Raw genomic sequence first — 21,977 nt, forward strand, 5'->3', positions numbered from 1 at the left:
CGGCACGGACGGCTGACGGCCGCTCTAACGCGCGATGAACTCCAGGGCGGATTCGACGATTTGCGGTGCGCCGAGCACCTTCCGGTGCCCGAGCCCCTCGGTGATCACCAGCTCGGCGCGCTCCCCGTAGGCCGCCTTCAGCGCGTGCGCCTGCGCCACCGGCACCATCTCGTCGTCCGTGTCGTGGATGATCCGCATCGGCACGTCGATCTCCTCCGTCGCGCGGGTGGCGTCGAACAGCCTCCAGGGGTCGGTGACTTCGGCGAACAGGCGGTGCTCGATGCGGTCGCGCAGGTCCTCGCGCAGCGCACGCCGGAGCCCCAGGATCCGGGCGAACTCGTCGGGGAAGTGCCCGAAGTCCTTCACCGCGGCGACGGTGACGAGCCGACCGGCCCGCACCTCGCCGCGCAGCGCCAGGAGCATGCTGGTGGCGCCGAGGGAGTGCGCGACGGCCGAGTGGAACGCCCCGTACGTCCGCTGGAGTCGGCCGATGATCTCCCGGTACTCCAGGATCGTCGTGGAGCGGCCCCCCGAACTCCCGTGTCCGGGGGCGTCGAAGGAGATAGGGGTGAGGCCGAGCGCTTCGAGGCGCGGCACGAACGCGGCGTACCGCGAGGCCCTCGACTGCCAGCCGTGCAGCATCAGGACGGGACGCTCGCCGGTGCCCCAGCGGTAGACCCGCACCTGCTTGCCGTTGACGGTGAGTTCCTCGGTCACGGCGCGCTCATGGGCGGCGCGCTCGGCGGGCAGTACCTTCCCGCGCCGCACCGGGGTGCGGAAGAGCCCGAAGGCCAGCCGCCCCGCGAGCCCCGGCGCGGGCCGCGCCACCGCGTTCAGGACACCTCCGACGACCAGCTCCGCGCGGCTCATGCGTCCCCCTCCGTCCGCACGGATGCGGAGGGGTGGCGACGCAGTGCCTCGTGCGTCAACTCCGTTGCCGCGCCCGTGTATCCGGCCGGGTCGAGCAGCTCCTCCAGGGCGCGGGCGTCGAAGCGTTCGGCGACCTCGGGCTCCCCGGCGAGCACCGTCACCAGGGAGCGGCCGGAGGCGGCGGACTCGCGGGCGGCCCGGCTCATGACCTCCTTGGCCACGGCCTTGCCGAGCGCGGGCGCGAGCACCGCCGCGAGGCGCTCGGAGACGATCAGACCGCCGGTCAGTCCGAGGTTCTCGCGCATCCGCGCCGGACGCACCTCCAGGCCGGCCACCAGCTCGCGCGCGGTGTGCGCGGCGCCTCCCGCGAGGCGCAGACACTCCCGCAGCGGCTGCCACTCGGCGTGCCAGGCACCGGCCGAGCGCTCGTCCTCCGACAGCATCGCCTGCGTCAGCACGCTCGCGTACGCCGGGACTTGGAGGGCCGCCGAGCGGATCAGGGTGGCGAGCGCGGGGTTGCGCTTCTGCGGCATCGCCGACGAGACGCCCCGGCCCGCCGCGGCCGGCTCGGCGACCTCGGCGACCTCGGTACGGGCCAGCGACTGCACGTCCACCGCGATCTTCCCGAGCACCCCGACGACCAGGGCGAGTTCGGCCGCGATCGCCGCGATCGGCAGGCGGTTGCTGTGCCAGGGCAGCGTCGGGGCGCTCAGGCCCGTCTCCGCGGCGAACCGGTCGGTCAGCCGCCGCGCGTAACCCTCCACGAACGGGCCGCCCCTGTGCAGCTTCTCGTACTCGACGTAGCCGGCCAACGTGCCCGCCGCGCCGCCCAGTTGGACGACGAGGCCGCCGTCCCGCAGCACCCGCAGCCGGTCCGCGGCCTCGGCCACCGCGGTCAGCCAGCCCGCCGCCTTGAGGCCGAACGTCGTCGGCACCGCGTGCAGCGCGAGCGTGCGGCCCGCCATCAGCGCGTCCGTGTGCTCCTCGGCCAGCGCGTGCAGCGAGCCCGCGATGTGCTCCAGGTCCGCCAGCAGGACGGCGAGGGTGCGGTCGGCGACCAGCATCAGCGCCGTGTCGAAGATGTCCTGGCTGGTGGAACCCCGGTGCACGTGGTCGGCCGCCGCCGGGTCCTTGTCGGCCACCAGGCGGGTGAACGCCTGCACCAGGGCGACCACCGGGTTGGCCGCGCCCCTGCTGAGCACGGCGAGTTCCCGCAGGTCCAGAAGGTCGGCGCGGGCCAGCTCGGTGATGGTCCCGGCGGCCCGCGCGGGCACGTTGCCCAGCGCCGCCTGGGCGCGGACGAGGGCCGCCTCGGCGTCGAGCATGGCCTGGAGCCAGGCGCCGTCGGACGTCGCGGCCTCGGCCGGGGTTCCCGCGCGGACCGGGCTGAGCAGTCCGGTGTCGATCGGGTGCACGGAGCTCGTCACCTTGTCAGCTCTCCCCACATCTCGCTGTCCTGCTGGTCCTCGTCCCGTTCCTGGCCCGCGCCCCGGCCGAGGCCGAGTACGGCGAGGGCGATGGCGTCGGAGTCCTGGAGCGTCACGGAGTTCACGCCGGGCCGGATGCCCGCCGCGGTCGCCCAGTGCACGGACTCGGTGGGCACCCCGAAGGCGAAGCGCCGCGGATGGGCCCGGCCCGCCGCGTCGATCAGGTGGAACGGCGCGTCGGTGACGGCGAGTCCGCCCGTCTCGTACACGGAGCCGTCGGGGTCGGTCACCTCGTACGAACGGCACTGGCGTTCCTGGAGCAGCCGCAGCAGCAGCGGATCGGCGGTCACCCGCAGGTCGATCTCCGGGAGCCTGGCCTCGATCAGGGTGCTCGCCCAGGTCCGCGAGCCGGGCACCGCGGCGGACTCGACGGTGAACGCCCGCGCGTCCTCGTCCTGCGCCGCCCGCACGTCGGGGCCGAGCACGCGCAGCACCCCGGCCTCGATCAGCGCGATGGCCTCCTCGATGCGCCGGGCGGGCGGCCCGATGGAGAGGAAGGCGTTCAGCGGCGTGTACCAGGCGTCCAGGTCCGCGCGGTGCGAACGGCCCGTCAGGCCGCCGTGGTCGATGATCAGCCGCAGTTCGTTGCGCAGATCGCGCAGGACGTCGAGCGCCGACTTCAGCGGCCCCGCCACGTTCCCCGCGCGGGCCGCCCTGAGGTCCTCGCGCAGATGGCCGACGAGCCAGTCGGTGAACTCCGCGGGCTCGCCGAACTCCCGTCCGGCACAGGGACGGGCGATCTTGTCCCAGTCCCAGCGGTCCGCCGCCTCGATGCCGTACGCGTCCAGGATCTCCTGCTCCCGCGCGCCGCCCGGCTCCGCCGCCAGATAGCGGGTACGCAGCAGTTCGGCGTCGACCGGGCGGCCCCGGCCGGTGAGCAGCGCGGTGTAGTAGACCGTCTCGACCTCCTTGGAGACCAGCGGCCACAGCGTGGCGCGGAAGTCGATGCCGCCGTGGCGCCCGGACCGCTCGCACAGGTCCTTGATCACGTCGGGGGTCAGCACGGCGGGCTCGTGCCGGCCGTGCGCGCCCTTCTGGTTCTCGCCGCGCGAGTGGAAGGGCAGGCCACGCCGGGACCCGGCGACCAGCCGCGGCTCGCGGCCCGACGCCCGGTAGACGAGCCCGCCACCGGCGTCCTCGGCACGCCGCTCGAACCTGCCGCCTCTGCCGAGCGTCAGGAGCGCCATGTAGTCGAAGAAGTTCAGGCCCAGCCCGAGCAGCGCGACCGTCTCGCCCGCCGCCACGGGCGAGAGGTCCACGTCGGCGGGGTTGGCGGGCACCACGTAACCGAGGCCGTGCGTCCGCGCGAAGCCGCCGAGTTCGCGCTGGCGCGCCGAGCGGCGCACCGGCAGGTGGCCCTGGGCCAGGACGACGGCGTCCAGCCCCTCGATCAGGGTGCCGTCGTCGAGCAGGACGCTCTGCGTGCGGCCGTCGAGCAGGCCGCCCCGGTCCGCGCCGCCGGGCCCGTCCGCCGGGCCGGGCTCGTCGTCCAGGGCCACCGCACGGGCCCGGTGGACGACGGTGGTCAGCCGGTTCGGCGCCGTCTTCACGACCCGCTGGAAGACCCACTCCAGGTAGTGGCCGTAGAAGGCCCGCGAGGGGTAGGAGTCGGGTCCGAGCGCGCGGGCCTCGGCCAGCACGTGATCCGCGTAGTGCCGGTCGTCCATCGGGCCGATCAGGACGAGGAAGCGCGCCCACTCATAGAGGCTGGGCCCCGGCGCGAGCTCACCACGGACCTCCACGCTTTCGTCGGTGAACATGGTGACCTGGGAGGCCACCGTGTTCATCAGCAGGTGTGCGGACTGGTCGCTACGCCACACCTGCCCGGCGCCGGGCGGGAACGGGTCGACCACGTGCACGGTGATCACCGTCTCCGCCGGGGCCGACACGGCGTTCGCACACAGCCGTTCAAGGACCGAGAGCCCGCGGGGCCCGGCACCGATGAGGCAGACGTCGAGCCGTCGGCTGGTCATAGTCAGTCTCTCCACTGAATCGAAAGTCGTTGTGGCCGTGTCCCACGGCCCGGCGTCGGCACCCCGGTCACCGGTGCCTCAGGTGGCGGCCGCCGCACCGGTCAGGCGCGGTGCGGCCGGGGCGAGCCCCGGGATCCTGCCGCGCCCCCGCACCCCGCGCACCAGGGCCGTGGTGAGGTGCGCCCTGCTGGTTCCGTACCGCTCGGGCGGTACGGCGGGCGAGGCCGCGCCCATGACCCGCAGCGCGTCCACGAGCGTGCCGAGCTCGGTGGCGACCTCGGCGAGTACCTCCGCGACCGCCGTGGCGTTGGAGCCGAGGATGTCGGTCCACAGCTCCGCGTCGCCCCCGGCGATCCGCGTCACGTCCCGCAACCCCTGCCCGGCGAGCTGGAGTTGCGAGTCGTCGCCGTCGAGCAGCCGGGCGGCCACCAGGCTCGCCACCACGTGCGGGGCGTGCGAGGTGAGGGCCACCGCCCTGTCGTGCGCGGCGTGCGCCATCACCAGCGGCCTCGCCCCGCAGAGCGCGGCCAGTTCCCGCACCCGCCGCTCGGTCGCCGCACCGGTCTGCGGCGCCGGGGTGAGCACCCACGGCCTGCCGCGGAACAGGTCGCCCTGCGCCGCGAGCGGCCCCGACTGCTCCCGGCCCGCCATCGGATGGCCGCCCAGATAGCGGGTCAGATCGCAGCCGAGCTCCGCCGCCTCCTCCTGCGGCCGCACCTTGACGCTGGCCACATCGGTGAAGTCGACCGCCAGTTCCCGCAGTTGGTACTCGTGCAGCGTCGCGGCGACGTGCTGCGGCGGTACGGCGAGGACGGCGATGTCCACCGGCGTGCGCGGGAAACCGACCTCGCCGGCCCCGAGTTCCGCGGCGGTCCGCGCCACCTCGGGGTCGCGGTCGATGAGGTGGACGGGCACGCCCCGGCCCCGCAGGGCCAGGGCGATGGAGGTACCGATCAGTCCGGTTCCGACCACCGCGGCACTGCGCATCAGCGGCTGCTCCACAGCAGCGGCAGGAACTCGGGGTCGCTGTAGTCGGGCGTGCCCGCGGCGGTCCTGCGCACCAGCACGTCGTGGTTGTAGGCGACCGCGGTGCCGTCCGAGCGGCGGAAGTCGCGGTAGCGGTTCTCGCCGTCCTGGAGGTGGAAGGAGATGGCGCGGCGCGGGCGGTCGCTGACGTTCGCGCCGCTGCCGTGGTAGGTGCGGCAGTGGTGGAAGTTGACGTGGCCCTTGGGGATGTGGACGGGGATCTTGACGACCTCGACGCCGTTGTAGCTCGCGTTCTCCTCCAGCATCACGTCGAGTTCGCTGCGGTCGCGCTCGGCGAAGTGCAGCGAGGTCGTGTCGTTCTCCGCGATCTCCTTCCACTGGTGGCTGCCGTCCACCATGGTGATGGTGCCCATCTCCTCGCCGCAGTCGTGGAAGGGGATGAACGCCGTCAGCATCCGCTCGGAGGTGGACGTGGCCCAGTAGTGCCGGTCGAAGTGCCAGGGCACGATGTTCGACTGCTCCTCGGCCACCGGCGGCTTGAAGATCAGGGTGGACTGGAACACCCGTATCTGCTCGGCCTCGGCGATCCTGGCGGCCACCGCGCCGAGCAGCGGCTTGCGCAGGATGCGGCCGATCGTGTCGTCCTCGTAGTGGATGTAGTCGTTGTGCCGCTGGACCGGGCCGTGCTCCGGCTCCCAGTAGGCGAGCTTGGGCGGGCGGACCGGCAGGGTGCGGTCGCGGTGCCCGGCGTAGAAGTTCTCGCTCGCCGACTCCAGGAGGTCGATCTCCTCGTCCGTGAAGAGCTTCTTGGACAGGTACCAGCCGTGCTGGGCGTAGAAGAGGACGTCCTCGTCGGTGGGGAGGAGTTCGCGCTCCTCCTCCGTCAGTTCGAACAGCGTGGCATCGTGAACGGTCACGGGTCTTCCTTCGGTGCGAGTGCTGCGATGCGGATGCTGCGGCGCAGGTCGTACTGAGGGTGGTGAGGGTGCTGCGCCGCAGTGGTGCGGGAGCGGGGAGCGCGGACGGCTCCGTCCGGTCAGGCGGTGGCCTTCTCGCGGGCGACGGCCTCGTAGAGGGCCTTGATGTTGCCGCTGCCGAACGTGCGGGCGCCGTGCCGGTCGATGACCTCCCAGAAGAAGGTCTTCCTGACGTGCAGGGACTGGGTGAAGATCTGGAAGACTTGGCCCCAGTGGTCCTGGTCGACCAGGACGTTGGTGCGCCGCAGGTCCTCGATCTTCAGCTCGGGACGGCCCAGACGCTCCTCCAGCTCGTCGTAGTACGCGTCGGGGGTCTCCAGGAACCGCACGCCGCGCGCCTCCAGGGCGGGCACCGCGGCGACGATGTCGTCGGCGAGGAGCGCCAGGTGCTGCACGCCCGCGCCGCCGTGCCGGGCGAGGAAGCCGTCGATCTGCCCCGGCTTGCGGTCGGTGACCGGCTCGATGAGCGTGAAGGTCACCTTGCCGGACGGGCTCTGCACCACCTTGGAGTCCATGGCCTGCTCGCCGACCTCGATGAACTCCTCGAAGATCTGGCTGAACCCGAAGACCTTCTCGTAGAAGGCGACGGTGGGGCGCAGTTGGCCGGCGGGCAGGCAGATCGCCGCGTGGTCGACGGAGTTGAGCAGGTGCGCGCCCTCGTCCGGGTCCTCGGCGAAGATGTCCATCACGCCGGGCAGGAACTCGGCCCGGTCGCCGGTGCGCTGTACGAAGCGGTGGGCGACGTCGCCGAAGCCGAGCACGGCGGCGGTGACCACCTCGGTGCCCTCCTTGGCGTGCGTGCGCGGCTCCTCGACGGCGGTGGCACCGCGCTCCACCGCCAGCGCGAACGCCTGGGCGGCGTCGTCGACCTCGAAGGCGATGTTGGCCACGCCGTCACCGTGCTGGGCGACGTACGCGGCCGCCGGGTGCTCGGGGGTCAGCGCGGAGGTGAGCACGACCTCGATGCCGCCCTGGCGCAGCAGCAGCGAGCGCCGGTCGGCCTGGCCCGTCTCGGGGCCCGCCTGGCCGCACACCCGGAAGCCGAACGCGGTGCACAGGAAGAACGCCGACTGCTGGGCGTCCCCGACGTAGAACTCGATGTGGTCGACAGCTCCGATGTTCACGATTCCCTTTCCTCTAGCGCTTCTTGCGGCTGCTGGCCGTGCCGAGCAGCAGACTGACGTTGTGGCCGCCGAAGGCGAACGAGTTGGAGATCGCGGCCTCCACGCGCTGCTGCCGTGCCTCGCCCCGCACGTGGTCGAGGTCGCAGTTGGGGTCCACCTCGTCGAGGTTGTGGGTCGGCGGCAGGACGCCCCGGGAGATGGCCAGGGCGCTGAACGCCGCCTCGACCGCGCCGGATCCGCCCAGCAGGTGTCCCGTCATCGACTTCGTGCTGCTGATCGCGGGGGCGTTCGCGCCGAACACGGCACGGACGGCCTTGGTCTCCGCGACGTCGCCGAGCTTGGTGGCGGTGCCGTGCGCGTTGATGTAGCCGATGTCCTCGGGCGTGAGCCCGGCCGTGGCGAGCGCGCCGCGCATGCTGTGCGCGGCTCCGTCGCCGTCGGGGCGCGGCGCGGTGGGCCGGTGGGCGTCGGTGGTGGCGCCCCAGCCGAGCAGGTCGGCGTAGCCCGCGGCGCCCCTGGCGTCCGCGTGGCCGACGCGCTCGACGACGAGCACGCCCGCGCCCTCGGCGAGCACGAAGCCGTTGCGGCGCCGGTCGAAGGGGCGGCTGGCCGCCTCCGGGTCGTCGCCCCAGCCCTGCGCGAGGGCCCTGGCGTGGGCGAACGCGAGGGCGGACGTCGGGTTGAGCGGAGCCTCGGCGCCGCCGCAGACCACCACGTCGGCCTCGCCGTAGCGGATCAGCCTGGCGGCCTCGGCGACGGCGTGCGCACCGGCGGCGCAGGCGGTGGCGATCGCCGAACTCCAGCCGCGTATCCCGTGCTTGATGGCGATGCGGGCGGCCGCCATGTTCGGCAGCATGCCCGGCAGCAGATAGGGGCTGACCGCGGTCGGGCCGCGCTGGGCCCTGGCCTGGGCCTGCTCCTCGTACGTGGAGAGGCCGCCGGCGCCGCTGGAGACGATCACGGCGACCCGGTGCGGGTCGACGTCGCGGCCGACGACCAGGCCCGCGTCGGCGAGCGCGTCGTCCGCGGCGGCCAGCGCCATCAGGGCGTAGCGGTCGACGAGGCGGCCCTCGCTGGGCGGCAGCACCTCGCGTGCCTCGATCGCGGGGGCGATGCCCGCGACGTCGACGCTGCCGGCCAGGAGGTGGCCCTCGGGCGGCCTGCGCAGGCCCGACTTGCCGTGGCACAGCGCGTCGAAGTTCTCCGCCGCGCCGCGGCCGAGCGGGGTGAAGGCGCCGAGACCCGTGACGACGGCGCCGGAAGCGGCGGTGGGCCGTGTCATGCCGCCACCCCCGCGGTGCCCCGGGCGGAGAGGAGTTCGCCGTCCAGGAAGCGCTGGCGCAGCAGGATCTTGCGGACCTTGCCGGTCGCGCCGAGCGGGATGCGGTCCGGGCTGACGACGACCACGCGGTCGACGGTGGCGGCCACATGGGGTTCGAGGGCGGCGAGCACCTCCGCGGTGCGGTCGGCCTCCTGGTCGGCCTCGGGGTCGAGGAAGAGCAGCACGGAGGTGACGACCCGCTCGTCCTGCCGTACGGCGACGACGGTGCACTCGCGCACGTCGGCGCAGTCCGCGAGCACCTGCTCCTCGCACAGCATCGTGAAGAGCCGCTTGCCGTCGGCGAGTTCGACGGAGTCCACCATCCGGTCGACGTGGTAGTAGTAGCCGTCCTCGTCACGGAAGACGAGGTCCCCGGTGAGGAAGTAGCCGTCCCTGCGGGTGCGGTAGGTGGTCACCGAGTCGTTCCAGTAACCGAGCGACAGCGTGGGCGCGTTGACCGCGAGCTGTCCCACCTGTCCGGTGCCGAGCCGCTCGCCCTCGTCGTCGACGACGGCCACGTCGGAGAACGCGTGCGGCTTGCCGATGCAGCGGCCGTAGCGGGTGGTCTCGGGCGTGTGGGTGATGTGGAACTGGGAGTGCCCCATCTCCGACGAGCCGAGGCCGTCGACGAAGAACGAACCCCGCGTACGGACCCGGCCCTTGGAGGTGACGGACTCGCGCATGCCGACGGCGATGAGCTTGCGGATGTGCGCCTCGTGCGCGCAGTCCCCGGTGTTCCACCAGGTGCGCACGGAGTCCAGGTCGCGGTGGGTGAAGTCCTCTCCCGCGAGCTCCGACCAGGTGGTGGCGAAGCCGAGGACGCTGTGCGGCTGCCAGGACTCGATGGCGTCGAGCACCGGGCCGCCGGCCTGCTGGGAGAGCACGGCGAGCTGCGTACGGTTGGTCAGCGCGAGGTTGACCGCGATGACGGTGGCCGCGTGCGCCGAGGGCAGTGCGCCCAGCATCCGGTCGACGCCCTGGCCCTTGGGCAGCGAGAGCCGGTGGCGGATGGCCGCGAAGAGGCTGTGGTGCGAGTGGGTGACGGCCTTGGGCAGTCCCGTGGTGCCCGAGGAGTGGGTGATGACCGCGGGCTCGCTGCCGTGGTGGCGGTAGGGCTTGGGGGCGGCCGCCGGATCGCCCTTGCCGAGGTCCGCGGGGTCCGCCAGGAGCGGCGTCTCGATGTCCCGGTCCTTGAGGGAGTCCCAGTGCGCGGTGTCGGCGATGACGCCGACGGCCCGCAGCCGCTTGATGTACTCGCCGGCCTGCTCGGCCGGGACCCGTCCGTTGACCAGGGCGGGGATCGCGCCGACCCGCGTCAGGGAGAGGTAGCTGAGCACCTGGTCGGCGCCCGCGGTCACATAGACGGCGACCACGTCACGGGGCCGGACGCCGCGGGCGTGCAGTGCCGCGGCCCGCGCCGCGACCCGCTCCCCCAGCCCGGCGAGGGTGTGGGCCTGCCAGGCGGGGTGCCCGTCGACCTCGGTGTCGAAGGTGATGCTCGGCGCGTCGAGGCCGGTGCCCCGCTCGAGCAGCGTGGTCAGCACGTTGCCGACGCCGAGACCTTGGTCGCCGGCGAGCTCTGCGCGCTCGTTCTTGGGATTCATTCCCCGGTGTCTCCACTCTCTGGGTCGTGCTCGTGGCGTAAGGACGCTCGGTGAGCGAGGGGTGCGCGCGAGCGAGGGGGTGCGTACGAGCGAGGGGGTGCGCGCGGGCACCGTGGGCGAGGGCAGGCGCCGTGGGCGGGGTGCGCGCGCTCGGACCGCCTCGCTCACCGGCCGCGGGACATTCCCTCCCGCCCGCTGCCGTGGGCACCGGGGCGGGGAGGGTTCGCCCGGCGGGCCAGGACGGTTCCTGGGTTCACCCGGCCGTCGCGGCGGCGGCGGACGCGCGCTCGACGATCTCCTTGACCAGGCCGGAGACGGTCAGGAGCGCGACGGTCTCCATCTCGTCCTCCTCGAACTTCACGCCGTAGGTGTCCTCGACCTGGATGGCTATCTCCGCGACGGAGAGGGACTCCAGGTCCAGGCCCGCCGGGCCGAGCGGGGTCTCGCCGGTTACGTCGGAAACGTCGTAGTTCATGTTCTGGAGGGCCTCGATGATGAACTTCTCAACCTCAGCGGACATTTGATTGACTCCCTCTTCATGGACAGGCATCCGGGCGGTTCCCCGGACACGGTGACGGTGCTGTGGTGCACCACGGACGGCGACGAGCGGCGCGGGGCGCACACCTTGGCGGTGCGGGCCGCGGCCGGTCTTGCCGGTGTCGCGCCGTCCGAGATCTGGTTGGAGCACGAGGCGAGCGGCCGCCCGGTCCTCGCGGGGGCGGGCAAGTCGCTGCACGTCAGCGTCACGCACGCTCGCGGGGCGCTGGCCGTCGCGGTGACCGGTCTCGCGCCCGTGGGGGTGGATGTGGAAGTGGTGCGGCGACTGCGCGCCGCGGCGATGTCCCGGGCATGGCTGGACCCCACCGAGGCGGCATGGGTCACGGCACTGCCCGAGGACGATCAGTCAGTGGCGTTCTTGTGGCTGTGGACGCAGAAGGAGTCGGTCGGCAAGGCGCTCGGCCAGGGCCTGCGGCAGGGCGGCATGAGCCGCCGGGTGCCGCTGCCGGGGCAGTGGCCGCCGCCGGGTGGCGCTCCTGTGGTGCCGCGGCGGCTGCCCGGTGATCCGGGTGTGGTGTCCGCGGCTGTCGTGGTGGACGGCGGGCGGCACGTCATCGGTGTCGCGCTGCACGGGGGCACCGGGAGTGCCCCGTGCGCCGACGACGTGCGTCTCGACGTGCGCAGGGTGTCCGCGAGCGAGTTCGGCTGAGCCGGTCAGACACCGGCGGCCGAACGCGCCGCGGCGCGCAGGACGTCGGCGTTGCGCACGGGCTTGCCGGTCGCGGTGCGGGGCAGTTCGGGCAGCACGTGCAGGGTGCGCGGCCGCTTGTAGGGGGCGAGGCGGGCGGCGAGACAGTCGGCGAGGCCGTCGAAGACGGCACGCTCCTCGACCATCACGAAGGCTTCGATGCCGGTGCCCTGGACGACCACGGCCCCGGTGATGCCGGGCAGGGCGCTGATGGACGCCTCGACTTCGGAGAGGTCCACCTTGAGTCCGCCGACGGACACCTGTGAGTCGAGCCTGCCGAGCACCGTGAGGAGTCCGGTGGCGTCGTCGAAGCTGCCCGCGTCCTTGGTGCGCAGCCAGCCGTCCACGAAGCGGGCGGGGTCGGAGGGTCCGACGTAGGGGGTCTCGGGCAGGCCGAGCAGGATCTGGCCGTCCTCGACCCGGACCCGCATGCCGGGCGCGGGGGTCAGACCGGGGCGGGTGGCGCCGGTGAGGTCGGCGGCGATGACGCCGGCCTCGGTCATGCCGTACATGACACCGAGTTCGGCGCCGTAGCCGTTGGTGAAGCGCTCCCACACGTCGGCCCTGACGAGCTCGCCGCCGGTGATCATGCGGCGCAGCTGGGGCAGCGGGGGCGGGTTCTGCGCGGCGGCGAGCACCGCCGCCTGCGAGGGGACTCCGAGGACGGTGGTCGGTTCGTCGCCCGCGGCGACGGCCTTGAGGATGCCGTCGACCGTCTGGCGCGCGGGCAGGACCACCTGGGTCCCGCTGGCAAGGCCGTAGAGGAGGCCGCCGACCAGGCCGAGCACGTGGACGATCGAGGCGAGCACGACGGTGCGTTCGCCCCGGTGGGGGAAGCCGTCGAGCCTGCCGTACCGGTCGATCTCGGCGAGGAGGCTGCCCACGGTCCTGCCGATGACCTTGGAGGGGCCCGTCGAACCGGAGCTGAGCTGGAGGAGGACGTGCTTGGACGCGGCCGGGCGGCCGGTGCGCAGGGGGGTGACGCGGGTGCGTACGTCGAAGAAGCCGCGGAGCGTTCCGCTGACGTCGGTGACCGGCTCCACCACGAGCTGCGGGGTCAGCCGTGCGACGGCCTTGCCCACTTCGTGGGTGGTCAGCCGGTAGTCGAGCAGCGCCACTTGGGCGCCGGCCCGCCAGCCGGCGAGCATCGCGACGATACAGCCGAGCGAGGGCGGCAGCCGGACGGCGACCACGCCTCCCGCGACCAGTCCGGCCGCTTCGAAGCGGGCCTGTTCGGCGGCGACGAGCTCGCGGAGCTCCGCGCGGTGTACGGGTTCACCCAGGTGAAGTGCGATGTCCTTTCCGTCGCCCTGGAGCAATATGTCATCGACCCAGGCGCCTTCGGTGCACCTTTTGGGTGCCGTTTCCCCCACTGCAATCCCACCCATCTAAAAACCCCAACGAACAACCCGAATGCCGTGATGACAACACTGTCCGGAGACATGTCGGGCAGGTAGTCGCCGTAACCCCTCGGTGTCAGATCCACCGTTATTCCCTCGGCGACGTCTCCATCGTTACTTACTACCATCGAGTAATCAAGAGTCGATTTCTGTTAAATTACTACTTGCAAGTAGGGCCGCCGAAACGGCTCACATTTCCGTTTTCGGGCACGCCAAAACCCCCATCCACCCCGATGAATCCGGTGAATGGGAATCGGCTGAATCGTTCAAATGCCAAGTTCAATAATGAACAATTCCTGAATTCCCGAAGTCCCCCACTCGCGCCGCTCCCATGAGCGCCATCACTTCTTCGAACTCATCCAGCAGCACCCGCAGCACGCCGCCCACCCCGGCACTTCCGGAGTGCGCGAGTCCCCATAGCGCGGGCCGCCCCACGAATACCGCGTCGGCGCCCAGACAGAGCGCCTTCGCGATATCGGCACCGTGCCGGATCGACCCGTCGAGGATGAGCCGACAACGTCCGCCCACCGCCTCGACGATCTCCGGAAGGGCGTCGGCCGCCGGGACCGCGAAATCGAGCTGACGGCCCCCGTGATTCGAGACGACAAGTCCGTCCACGCCGTATTTGACGGCGAGCTCGGCATCCTCGGGCGCGAGGACGCCCTTCAATACGAGCGGCAGAGAAGTGCGCTCGCGGAGCCAGGCAAGATCCTTCCAGGTAATGGACGGGTCAAATTGCTCCTTCGAATGCCGCGCAATGGCGGACTCGCCCGCCGCTCCCCCGTGGGACGCCGACATGACGGCCGGGTCGACATTCACCGCGCGGATACCCGCGGGCACGGCGAAACCGTTGCGCGCGTCGCGCGGCCGGTGGGCCACGCGCGGCGCGTCGACGGTCAGGACCAGCGCCTGATAGCCGGCGTCCTCGGCCCGCCGCACCAGCTCGACGAGCAGCTCGCGCCGCCTGAGCCAGTACAGCTGGAGCCACAGGGGGCCGCTCGCCGCCGCGGCGATGTCCTCCAGGGTGCGGCTCGCGAACATGCTGACCGTGAGCAGCGTGCCCGCCGCGCCGGCCGCTCGCGCGGTCGCCACCTCACCCTCGGGGTGCGCCAGTCGGTGGTACGCCATGGGCGCGATGCCCAGCGGTGCGGCGAGCCGCGCACCCAGCAGGGTCACGCCCGGGTCGCACGCGGAGACGTCGACCAGGGCGCGGGGGCGGAGCCGGATCCGGTCGAGCGCGGCACGCCCCTCGGTGAGCATCGACTCGGTGCCGCTGCCCCCTTCGAGGAAGTCCCACACGGGGCCGGGAAGCCGCCCCTCGGCCTCGGCCCGGTACTCGCGCAACGTCAGCGCCGTCACTCTTCGTCTCCCCCGTACTCACTCAACCCGTGCACCAAACTAAACGCACGGCCGTACAGTAACTGTACTCTTGCACAATGTCCGCACGGTCGTCCACTTAGTAGGGTGTGCATCCCGGCCGCTGGGACACCGACCCCCCGAGCAGGGAGATTGAGGAGGTGGTGCGTGACCACGACCCGCACCGACGGGCGGATCGCACGCGGAAACCAGACCCGGCAGTTGATCCTGCGGCGCGCCGTGGAGATCGCATCGGTGGAAGGCCTCGAAGGGCTGTCACTGGGGCGTCTGGCAGGTGAACTCAAGCTCAGCAAGAGCGGAGTCTTCGCGCTGTTCGGCTCGAAGGAAGAGCTGCAACTGGCCACCGTCCGCGCCGCCATCAAGATCTACATCGAGTACGTCGTGCAGCCCAACCGCGAACTGCCCGCCGGAGTGGACCGGTTGTGGAGCCTGTGCGCCAGCTGGCTCACCTACTCCGAGCAGCGGGTCTTCCCCGGCGGCTGCTTCTTCTACTCCGTCTCGGCCGAGTACGACGCACGCGAGGGCAAGGTGCACGACACGGTCGCCGGTGCCCACGGCAGCTGGTTCAAATATCTTGAACAGACGATCGACGAGGCGAGGAGGGCGGGCGAGGTGCGTGACGACACCGACATCCCCCAACTCGCCTTCGAGCTGGTCGCCCTGCTGGAGATGGCCAACTCCGAATCCGTACTGCACGACAACTTCACCTGCTACGCCAGAGCGGCCGAGGGCATCCTGAACCGTCTCCGCGACGTCGCGACGGAATCGTCCCTGCTGCCCGACACACCCTGAAACCCACCGCGGTCCGCCGGACCGCGGCCCTGGTCCGGAGGCACCATGGCATTCGATCCACAACTCCAGGCGCTGTACGACCAGCGCGTGGAGCAGGGGGTCCGTCCCCTGTACACGATGACCCTGGAGGAGGCGCGGGCAGCCGATCTCGCCGCCATCCAGGCCGACTCGGGGACCCCCGAGCCGGTGGCGGAGGTGACCGACGAGTCGATACCAGGGCCCGCGGGACCGCTTCCCGTGCGCGTCTACCGGCCCGCGGGCGAGGGCCCGCTGCCGGTCCTCGTCTACTTCTTCGGCGGCGGCTGGACGCTCGGCTCCCTGGAGACCAGCGACGCGATCTGCCGTGGCCTGGCCAACGCCGCCGGATGCCTCACCGTCGCCGTGGGCTACCGGCTCGCGCCCGAGCACAAGTTCCCCGCCGCGCCGCGGGACTGCCTCGCGGGCGTGCGCTGGGCGGTCGAGCACGCGGGCCGGTTCGGCGGCGACCCCGCGCGGGTGGCCGTCGGCGGCGACAGCGCGGGCGGCAACCTCGCCGCGGTGGTCTCGCTCATGGCGCGCGACGCGGGCGGCCCCGACCTCCTGGCCCAGCTGCTCGTCTACCCCAACACGGACTACCTCGCCGACACCGCGTCGCGCCGCGAGAACACCGATCCGCTGCTCTTCAACGACAAGTCCGTGCAGTGGTACTGGGACAACTACCTGGCCTCGCCCGAGGACGGCACCGACCCGCTGGTCTCCCCGCTGCGGGCGCCCGACCACTCCGGACTGCCCCAGGCCCTGGTGATCACCGCCGAGTACGACCCGCTGCGCGACGAGGGCGAGCAGTACGCCGCGCGGCTGCGGGAGAGCGGCGTACGCGTCGAAGCGACCCGCTACCCGGGCGTGGCGCACGGCTTCTTCGCCATGTCGGGGACCCTGGACGCGGGCCGCCGCGCCGTCGAGCAGGCCGCCACCTATCTGCGCACCGCCTTCGCCGGCGCCACCACGGAAAGCTGATCCCATGGCAGACACCACCCCCGCGACCCCCGTCCCCGGGGCGCTCGGCCTCGACGAGCTGCACGGCGCGCTGACCGATCCGGTGCTCGACGCGATGAACTTCCTCAACGAGGTCGTCGCCCGCTTCCCCGACGCGATCTCCTTCGCGCCGGGCAGGCCCGTCGAGGGCGCCTTCGAGCCCGAGGACCTCGCGCGCCACCTGCGCTCCTACTCCGACCACCTGGAGCAGGAGCGCGGCTGGTCGCGCGACCAGGTGCGCACGCTGCTCTTCCAGTACGGCCGCACCAACGGCGTCATCCACGACCTCATCGCCCGCACCCTCGCCAACGACGAGGGCATCGAGGTGAGCCCGGAGTCGGTGGTCGTGACGACCGGCTGCCAGGAGGCGATGCTGCTCTCCCTGCGCGCCCTGTTCGCGCGGCCCGAGGACACCCTGCTGGTCAGCTCGCCCTGCTACGTCGGCGTCACCGGCGCGGCCCGGCTGCTCGACATCGCGGTGCGCCCGGTCGCCGAGGGCACCGCGGGCCCCGACCCCGACGCGATCCTCGCCGCCGTGCGCGAGACCAGGGCGCAGGGGCGCAGGCCGCGCGCCCTGTACGTGGTCCCCGACTTCGCCAACCCGTCGGGCGCGAGCATGACCGTCGCCGCCCGCGAGCGGCTCCTGGAGATCGCCGCCCAGGAGGACCTGCTGATCCTGGAGGACGATCCGTACGGGTTCTTCGTGCGCGAGGGGTCCGCACGGCCGACCCTCAAGGCCCTGGACCGCGAGCGCCGCGTGCTGCACCTGGGGTCGTTCTCCAAGACCGCGCTGCCCGGCGCGCGCGTCGGCTATGTGGTGGCCGACCAGGAGGTGGTGGGCCCGACGGGCGAGCGGACGCTGCTCGCCGACCAGCTCTCCAAGATCAAGAGCATGACGACGGTGAACACCTCGGCCATCAGCCAGGCCGTCATCGGCGGCATCCTCGTCGAGTCGGGCTGCCGCCTCCGCGAGGCCAACGCGGCGGGGATCACGTACTACCGCCGCAACCTCAACGCCATCCTCGCGGAGCTAGAGAGGCACTTCCCCGCCGAGCGCAGGCAGGAGTTGGGCGTCGAGTGGAACCGCCCCGACGGCGGCTTCTTCCTCGTCGTACGCGTCCCGTTCGTGGCCGACACCAAGGCCCTTGAGCGCTCCGCGCGCGGCTACGGCGTGCTCTGGACGCCGATGAGCGACTTCTATCTGGACGGCGGCGGCGACCATCAACTGCGGCTCTCCTGCAGCTCCCTGAGCCTGGCGGAGATCACCGACGGCATCGGCAGGCTGGCCGCGTTCATCACCGAGCAGGCCGCGGAGGCCGCCGGGTAGCGGCACGGGCACGGAGCACCAGGCCGAGGGGTCCGGCCGCGCGGGCGGGACCCCTCGGCCCTTTCATTCGCCAATAACTAAACGTACGGTCGTGCTATTGTTTTTCCGTCCGCGCTCCCCACGTGAGCGACCGCGGCTCATATCGCCGTGTGGGACGACCACTCGCCGAAAGGATCCGCATGGACATCCTGAAGCTCGACCGGACGGCAGTGCTGGAAAGCGTTCGCATCCTGGAACGGGCGACGCCCGCCGACTGGGCGGCCCCCACCCCGTGCGCGGGCTGGGACCTCCGCGAACTGGTCGCGCACATGGCGGGCCAGCACCACGGCTTCGCGGCCGCCGCCGCGGGAGGGGGCACCGACCTCTCCGAGTGGCGGCCCGCCGACCTCGGCGACGACCCGGTGCGGACCTACCGCGCCGCCGCCACCGAAGTCCTCGACGCCTTCGCCCTGCCCGGCGTGCTCACCCGCGAGTTCGCCCTGCCGGAGATCAGCACGACGACCACGTTCCCGGCCTCGGTCGCGATCGGGTTCCACTTCCTCGACTACGTCGTGCACGGCTGGGACGTCGCCAAGACCCTCGGCACCGACCCGGGTACCGACGAATCCGTCGCCGAGGCCGCGCTCGTCTTCGCCCTGCGGGTCCCCGACGACGACCGCAGGCTCGGCCCCGGGGCGGCGTTCGTGCCCGCCCTGACCCCGGCCAGGCAAGCGGGCACCCTCGACCTCGTCCTCGCAGCCCTCGGGCGCACGCCCGGCTGGACCGCGCCGGCCGCCGCACCGCAGCACTGACCCACCGAACGACCCACAGGGAGACAGCCATGCTCGCCGAACTCAGGACCCATGTCGCACGCAGGCTCGGGCTGCCGCAGGAGGAGGTCTTCGACGGGCGGCCGCTCTCCGCCGTCCTGGTCGCGTCGCCCGACGCCATCAACTCCATCGACCTGCTCGACGCCTTCGCGGGCGCCCTCGCCGACGTCGGTGTCGACGACGACGTGGAGCTGCCGACGATGACCCTCGACCACACCGCCGAGGACGTCGTGTCGGCGCTCGGCAAGCAGCTCGCCACCACCTCATCCTGACCGGAAGGCGTCCCGACCCATGCTGATCATGACCGACATCGTCAAGGAGCTCCGCGCGGGAGCCACCGTCAGCGATGTGCTGCGCGTCCAGCAGAGCTACCACGAGCAGCGCCGCTGGGGCACCGACAAACTCTTCGACGGCCGCAGGCTCAACCGGCCCGCGGAGGGCGACAAGGCCGCGCTGTGGCACGCCTCGCGCGCCGAACTCACCACCCAGCCCGCGGGCATCAGGCTCGCCGTGGACGGCGTCAAACTCGCCAACGAGATACGCGAGTCCAACCCGCTCGGCGCCAACGTGCTGCACATCGCCGCGGCCTGGTCGGCGCGGTACTGGCTGGAGGAGGAGGCCCACCACGAGGTCGCCTTCGGCCGCCTGATGGAGATGGCCGGGGTCGAACCGATCGACGAGGACGAGGTGATCGAGCACCGGGGCGCCTTCCCCACCGACAACTACGCCCGGGTCTGCATCCTCCAGGCGTGCGTCGAGATCGAGGCCTGCGTGTCGTACGGCTGGCAGTCCCGCACCACCGAGGACGGCCTGGTCCGCGACGTCTTCCACACGATCATGAAGGACGAGGTGCAGCACCGGCAGTACTTCGCCTCCTTCGCCAAGGCCCTCGTCGAGTCCGGGGTCTACCCCATCAAGGACGTCCTCTCGATGGCGTACACCTGGGTGCGGCCCGACGGCGGCGAGACGTTCGGCTCGGCCCGCGAGGCGCAGACCGAGCGCGAGGGCTTCGTCAACTGGTGGGAGCGGACCCGCACCGCCGAGGAGGAGTTCGGCCTCGGCGACGACGCGCTGCACGAGGGCTCGGTCCACATGAAGAAGCTGACCAGCGTGTTCGCCCTGGTCCGCGAGGTGACCGGCATCCACACCCAGTCGTACGAGGACCTCAAGCGTGCCTACTTCGCCAGCCTGCGGACGAACGATGTCGACCGGATTCGATCTGCAGTCCGTGACGGAGCTGCGCGAGAAGCGGCACTTGCTCGCTAGCGGCGCCCTGTTCACCGGGGGCGAGCGCGCGCACTGCCGCGCCCGCCCCGCCCCGGACGCCTCCCTGGCCGGCCTCTTCGCGGCCAAGGAGGCGTTCGTGAAGGCGCTCAGCTCGATGGGCGGCGGGCCCGCGCACACCTTCCCCGAGGTCGAGGTGGTGCACGGACCCGCGGGCCAGCCCCGGCTGCGCCTGCACGGGGAGCTCGCCGCCTGGCGCGAGCGGAACCGGATCGACGTCGAGCTGTCGATCAGCCACACCGGCGATCTGGCGGGCGCGGTGGTGGTGCTCCTGGCCCGGCCGCCGAGTGACGGAAGGGACACGCCATGACCACCACCGCACCGCCGCGCCTGGAACACGCCTGCGAAGTCGCCCTGCGCCCCAACGACTTCGACTGGGCCGGGCACCTCAACAACAGCGTGTACGTCCAGCTGTTGGAGACGGGCCGCTGGGAGTGGGGCCGGGCCCACGGCGGCGACCTGAGCGAAGGGACGCCGGTCGCCGTGGTCCTCCAGCTCAAGCTGGACTACCTCAAGGCGGTCGACTGGGACCCGGTCGGCCGTCTGGTGGTCCGCACCTCGCTGGTGGAGCGCTCGGCGTACAGCTTCACCCTCGCCCAGGACGTCGAGCGCACCGACACCACCGTGGTGGCCAGGGGCCGGGTCAGGCTCGGGCTCGTGGACCGCGACACCAAGCGCATCCGGCGGGCCGACCTGCACGCACTGCTCGACCTGCCGAAGGAGGACCGATGATCGCGACCACTCTCCAGGAGGCCCTCGCGGGGCAGGCCGACCGCACGGAGGCGACCGTCACCTTCGGCACCTCCGCCCGGCGCGAGAGCCTGGCCTACCCCGAGTTCGCCGCGCAGATCGCCGCGGCGGCGGGCGGCTTCGCGGAGCAGGGCGTACGCCGCGGGGACCGCGTGATGCTGCGTATCGGCAGCTCCAAGGAGGGCGTGCTCGCCCTGCTCGGCCTGATCCACCTGGGCGCCGTCCCGGTCTCCGTCAAGCCGCACGTCCCCGGGGCGATCCTCACCCAGTACTTCGCCACGGTGATGCGGCAGCAGGACGCGCGCCACGGCTTCCGCGTCTCCGGGCACGGCCTGACCGAACTCCGGCTCGTGCTGCGCCCTCAGGCCGCTCCAGGGCCCGCGCCCGGCGGCCCCGATGACCTGGCCTTCATCCAGTACACCAGCGGCTCCACCGGCATGCCGCGGCCCATCCCGCTCAGCCACCGTGCGGTCCTCGGCAACATCGAGGCCATCCGTGACGTCGCGGGCATGAAGCCGGGCCACGCCGGGCTCATCGCGCTGCCGCTCCACCACGACATGGGCCTCATCGGGGTGCTGACCTCGCTGGTCCAGGGCATCGACCTGGTCGTCGAGGAGCCCGGCACCTTCCTGCGCAGGCCCCTCGCGGCCCTGCGCCTGGTGCGGGACGCCGAGGCGGTGCACAGCGCCTTCCCCGATTTCATGCTGCGCTATCTGGCGGCCCGGATCGGCGAGGCGGCGGGCCAGGAGGCCCCCGACCCCGGCCTGTTCCGCGCCTGGCGCACGGTGTTCTGCGGGGCCGAACCGATCCGCAAGCCGTCCGTCGACACCTTCGTGAGCGCGACCCGCCACTGGGGCTTCGACCCGACGGCGCTCGTGTTCTGCTACGGCCTCGCCGAGGCCGCGCTGATGGCCACCTCGCACCGCTACACGGACGCCGAGACGGGCTTTCGCACCGAAGGGCCCGTCAGCACCGCGTGCCTGGGCACCACCATGCCCGGCCTCGACCTGCGGATCGTCGACGCGGCGGGCCTGGAGTGCGCCGAGGCGCAGGTCGGCGCCGTCCAACTGCGCGGCGCCACGCTGTTCAACGGGTACGACGGGACCACCGACCACCGCACCACCTGGTTCGACACCGGCGACGTGGGCTGTCTACGCGCCGGGCGGCTCTATCTGAGCGGCCGCAGGAGCGACCGCATCAGCGTCAGCGGCGTGAACGTGTTCGCCGCCGACGTCGAGCAGGTGGCGCTGGAACTGCCCGGCGTCGCCGAGTGCGTGGCCCTGCCGCACGAGGAGTCCTTCACCCTCCTCGTCGTCCCCGAGCGGGCCGCGCACCTCGACACCACCGCGATCGCCCACCGGGTCGCGGCCGACTTCGGACTCGCCCCGCGCTCCGTCGTCGAGGTGGCGCGCAGCGCCGTCGCCCGCACCGCGAGCGGCAAGCCCGCGCGCAACCACATGGCGGCGCGGCTGGAGCAGGGGCTCCTGGGCTAGGGTCTTTCGTTTGGATCAGGCCGGATCAGGGAGCGGGGTCTGGTGCGTGCGATCGCAAGGCGGAGGAGGGCGGCAACGCGGAGCGTTGACAACCGACGACAACGCCGGAGGGGGCACCTCCCTGCTCGAGCGAAGCCGAGAG

Annotated in this window: 21 protein-coding genes; 10 read left to right on the forward strand and 11 right to left on the reverse strand. The window is 72.2% G+C overall.

Translation table 11 applies throughout. The annotated features are described in order from the left end of the window. Window positions 1-24 precede the first annotated feature (24 nt). The 9 genes from ACIO9J_RS13740 to ACIO9J_RS13780 form a co-directional block, all read right to left on the reverse strand. Window positions 25-870, reverse strand: a complete 846-nt coding sequence (locus ACIO9J_RS13740) for an alpha/beta fold hydrolase (RefSeq protein WP_401997398.1) — start codon at window positions 868-870, stop codon at window positions 25-27. After that, complete coding sequence (locus tag ACIO9J_RS13745; protein ID WP_401997401.1) at window positions 867-2,297, reverse strand: adenylosuccinate lyase family protein; 1,431 nt, start codon at window positions 2,295-2,297, stop codon at window positions 867-869. The genes ACIO9J_RS13740 and ACIO9J_RS13745 overlap by 4 nt, the downstream gene beginning before the upstream one ends. After that, a complete protein-coding gene (locus ACIO9J_RS13750) occupies window positions 2,294-4,330 on the reverse strand; it encodes an FAD/NAD(P)-binding protein (RefSeq protein ID WP_401997404.1) in 2,037 nt (678 codons plus the stop codon). The genes ACIO9J_RS13745 and ACIO9J_RS13750 overlap by 4 nt, the downstream gene beginning before the upstream one ends. Before the next feature lie 78 nt (window positions 4,331-4,408). Then, window positions 4,409-5,317 (reverse strand): prephenate dehydrogenase, encoded by a 909-nt coding sequence (locus ACIO9J_RS13755; protein WP_401997407.1) that lies wholly within the window; start codon window positions 5,315-5,317, stop codon window positions 4,409-4,411. After that, window positions 5,317-6,234 carry a phytanoyl-CoA dioxygenase family protein gene (locus ACIO9J_RS13760; RefSeq protein ID WP_401997410.1) on the reverse strand — a complete coding sequence of 306 codons (918 nt, stop codon included), beginning with the start codon at window positions 6,232-6,234 and terminating at the stop codon, window positions 5,317-5,319. Before ACIO9J_RS13760 ends, ACIO9J_RS13755 begins: the two co-directional genes overlap by 1 nt. Before the next feature lie 119 nt (window positions 6,235-6,353). Further along, window positions 6,354-7,418, reverse strand: coding sequence for a 4-hydroxyphenylpyruvate dioxygenase (hppD, locus tag ACIO9J_RS13765; protein ID WP_401997413.1), 1,065 nt, complete (start codon window positions 7,416-7,418; stop codon window positions 6,354-6,356). A 13-nt stretch (window positions 7,419-7,431) separates the two neighbouring features. Next, window positions 7,432-8,700 carry a beta-ketoacyl-[acyl-carrier-protein] synthase family protein gene (locus tag ACIO9J_RS13770; RefSeq protein WP_401997416.1) on the reverse strand — a complete coding sequence of 423 codons (1,269 nt, stop codon included), beginning with the start codon at window positions 8,698-8,700 and terminating at the stop codon, window positions 7,432-7,434. After that, window positions 8,697-10,343: an AMP-binding protein gene (locus ACIO9J_RS13775; RefSeq protein WP_401997419.1), complete on the reverse strand. Its 1,647-nt coding sequence runs from the start codon at window positions 10,341-10,343 to the stop codon at window positions 8,697-8,699. Before ACIO9J_RS13775 ends, ACIO9J_RS13770 begins: the two co-directional genes overlap by 4 nt. Before the next feature lie 253 nt (window positions 10,344-10,596). Then, window positions 10,597-10,863 (reverse strand): acyl carrier protein, encoded by a 267-nt coding sequence (locus ACIO9J_RS13780; RefSeq protein ID WP_384545353.1) that lies wholly within the window; start codon window positions 10,861-10,863, stop codon window positions 10,597-10,599. An 18-nt stretch (window positions 10,864-10,881) separates the two neighbouring features. On the opposite strand from ACIO9J_RS13780, the gene ACIO9J_RS13785 reads away from it, so the two are divergent. Then, a complete protein-coding gene (locus ACIO9J_RS13785) occupies window positions 10,882-11,550 on the forward strand; it encodes a 4'-phosphopantetheinyl transferase family protein (protein ID WP_401997422.1) in 669 nt (222 codons plus the stop codon). Window positions 11,551-11,555: 5 nt separating this feature from the next. Here the strand turns inward: ACIO9J_RS13785 and ACIO9J_RS13790 are convergent, their stop codons facing one another. Continuing rightward, complete coding sequence (locus tag ACIO9J_RS13790; RefSeq protein ID WP_401997425.1) at window positions 11,556-12,908, reverse strand: class I adenylate-forming enzyme family protein; 1,353 nt, start codon at window positions 12,906-12,908, stop codon at window positions 11,556-11,558. 360 nt (window positions 12,909-13,268) lie between these two features. Beyond that, on the reverse strand, window positions 13,269-14,348 hold the full coding sequence (locus ACIO9J_RS13795) for an alpha-hydroxy acid oxidase (protein WP_401997427.1): 1,080 nt from the start codon (window positions 14,346-14,348) through the stop codon (window positions 13,269-13,271). 165 nt (window positions 14,349-14,513) lie between these two features. Here ACIO9J_RS13795 and ACIO9J_RS13800 point away from each other — a divergent pair, with 165 nt between their 5' ends. From ACIO9J_RS13800 to ACIO9J_RS13840, 9 genes are all read left to right on the forward strand, one after another. Next, the gene (locus tag ACIO9J_RS13800; RefSeq protein WP_401997429.1) at window positions 14,514-15,158 is read left to right on the forward strand and encodes a TetR/AcrR family transcriptional regulator; all 645 of its coding nucleotides are present in this window, start codon (window positions 14,514-14,516) and stop codon (window positions 15,156-15,158) included. A gap of 45 nt (window positions 15,159-15,203) precedes the next feature. Continuing rightward, window positions 15,204-16,154 carry an alpha/beta hydrolase gene (locus ACIO9J_RS13805; protein WP_401997432.1) on the forward strand — a complete coding sequence of 317 codons (951 nt, stop codon included), beginning with the start codon at window positions 15,204-15,206 and terminating at the stop codon, window positions 16,152-16,154. A 4-nt stretch (window positions 16,155-16,158) separates the two neighbouring features. Beyond that, window positions 16,159-17,499: a PLP-dependent aminotransferase family protein gene (locus tag ACIO9J_RS13810; protein WP_401997435.1), complete on the forward strand. Its 1,341-nt coding sequence runs from the start codon at window positions 16,159-16,161 to the stop codon at window positions 17,497-17,499. Between the two features lie 179 nt (window positions 17,500-17,678). Continuing rightward, the gene (locus tag ACIO9J_RS13815) at window positions 17,679-18,290 is read left to right on the forward strand and encodes a TIGR03086 family metal-binding protein (protein ID WP_401997438.1); all 612 of its coding nucleotides are present in this window, start codon (window positions 17,679-17,681) and stop codon (window positions 18,288-18,290) included. A gap of 29 nt (window positions 18,291-18,319) precedes the next feature. Continuing rightward, window positions 18,320-18,580: a hypothetical protein gene (locus ACIO9J_RS13820; protein WP_098245795.1), complete on the forward strand. Its 261-nt coding sequence runs from the start codon at window positions 18,320-18,322 to the stop codon at window positions 18,578-18,580. 19 nt (window positions 18,581-18,599) lie between these two features. Further along, window positions 18,600-19,574, forward strand: coding sequence for a ferritin-like domain-containing protein (locus tag ACIO9J_RS13825; RefSeq protein WP_401997442.1), 975 nt, complete (start codon window positions 18,600-18,602; stop codon window positions 19,572-19,574). Next, window positions 19,564-19,902 (forward strand): holo-ACP synthase, encoded by a 339-nt coding sequence (locus ACIO9J_RS13830; protein ID WP_401997445.1) that lies wholly within the window; start codon window positions 19,564-19,566, stop codon window positions 19,900-19,902. Before ACIO9J_RS13825 ends, ACIO9J_RS13830 begins: the two co-directional genes overlap by 11 nt. Beyond that, entirely contained in the window at window positions 19,899-20,324 is a 426-nt protein-coding gene (locus ACIO9J_RS13835) for an acyl-CoA thioesterase (RefSeq protein WP_401997448.1), read from the forward strand. Before ACIO9J_RS13830 ends, ACIO9J_RS13835 begins: the two co-directional genes overlap by 4 nt. Next, on the forward strand, window positions 20,321-21,835 hold the full coding sequence (locus ACIO9J_RS13840) for an AMP-binding protein (protein WP_401997451.1): 1,515 nt from the start codon (window positions 20,321-20,323) through the stop codon (window positions 21,833-21,835). Before ACIO9J_RS13835 ends, ACIO9J_RS13840 begins: the two co-directional genes overlap by 4 nt. The last annotated feature ends 142 nt before the right edge of the window (window positions 21,836-21,977 follow it).

Source organism: Streptomyces sp. NPDC087300 (genome assembly GCF_044744425.1).
Classification (GTDB): domain Bacteria; phylum Actinomycetota; class Actinomycetes; order Streptomycetales; family Streptomycetaceae; genus Streptomyces.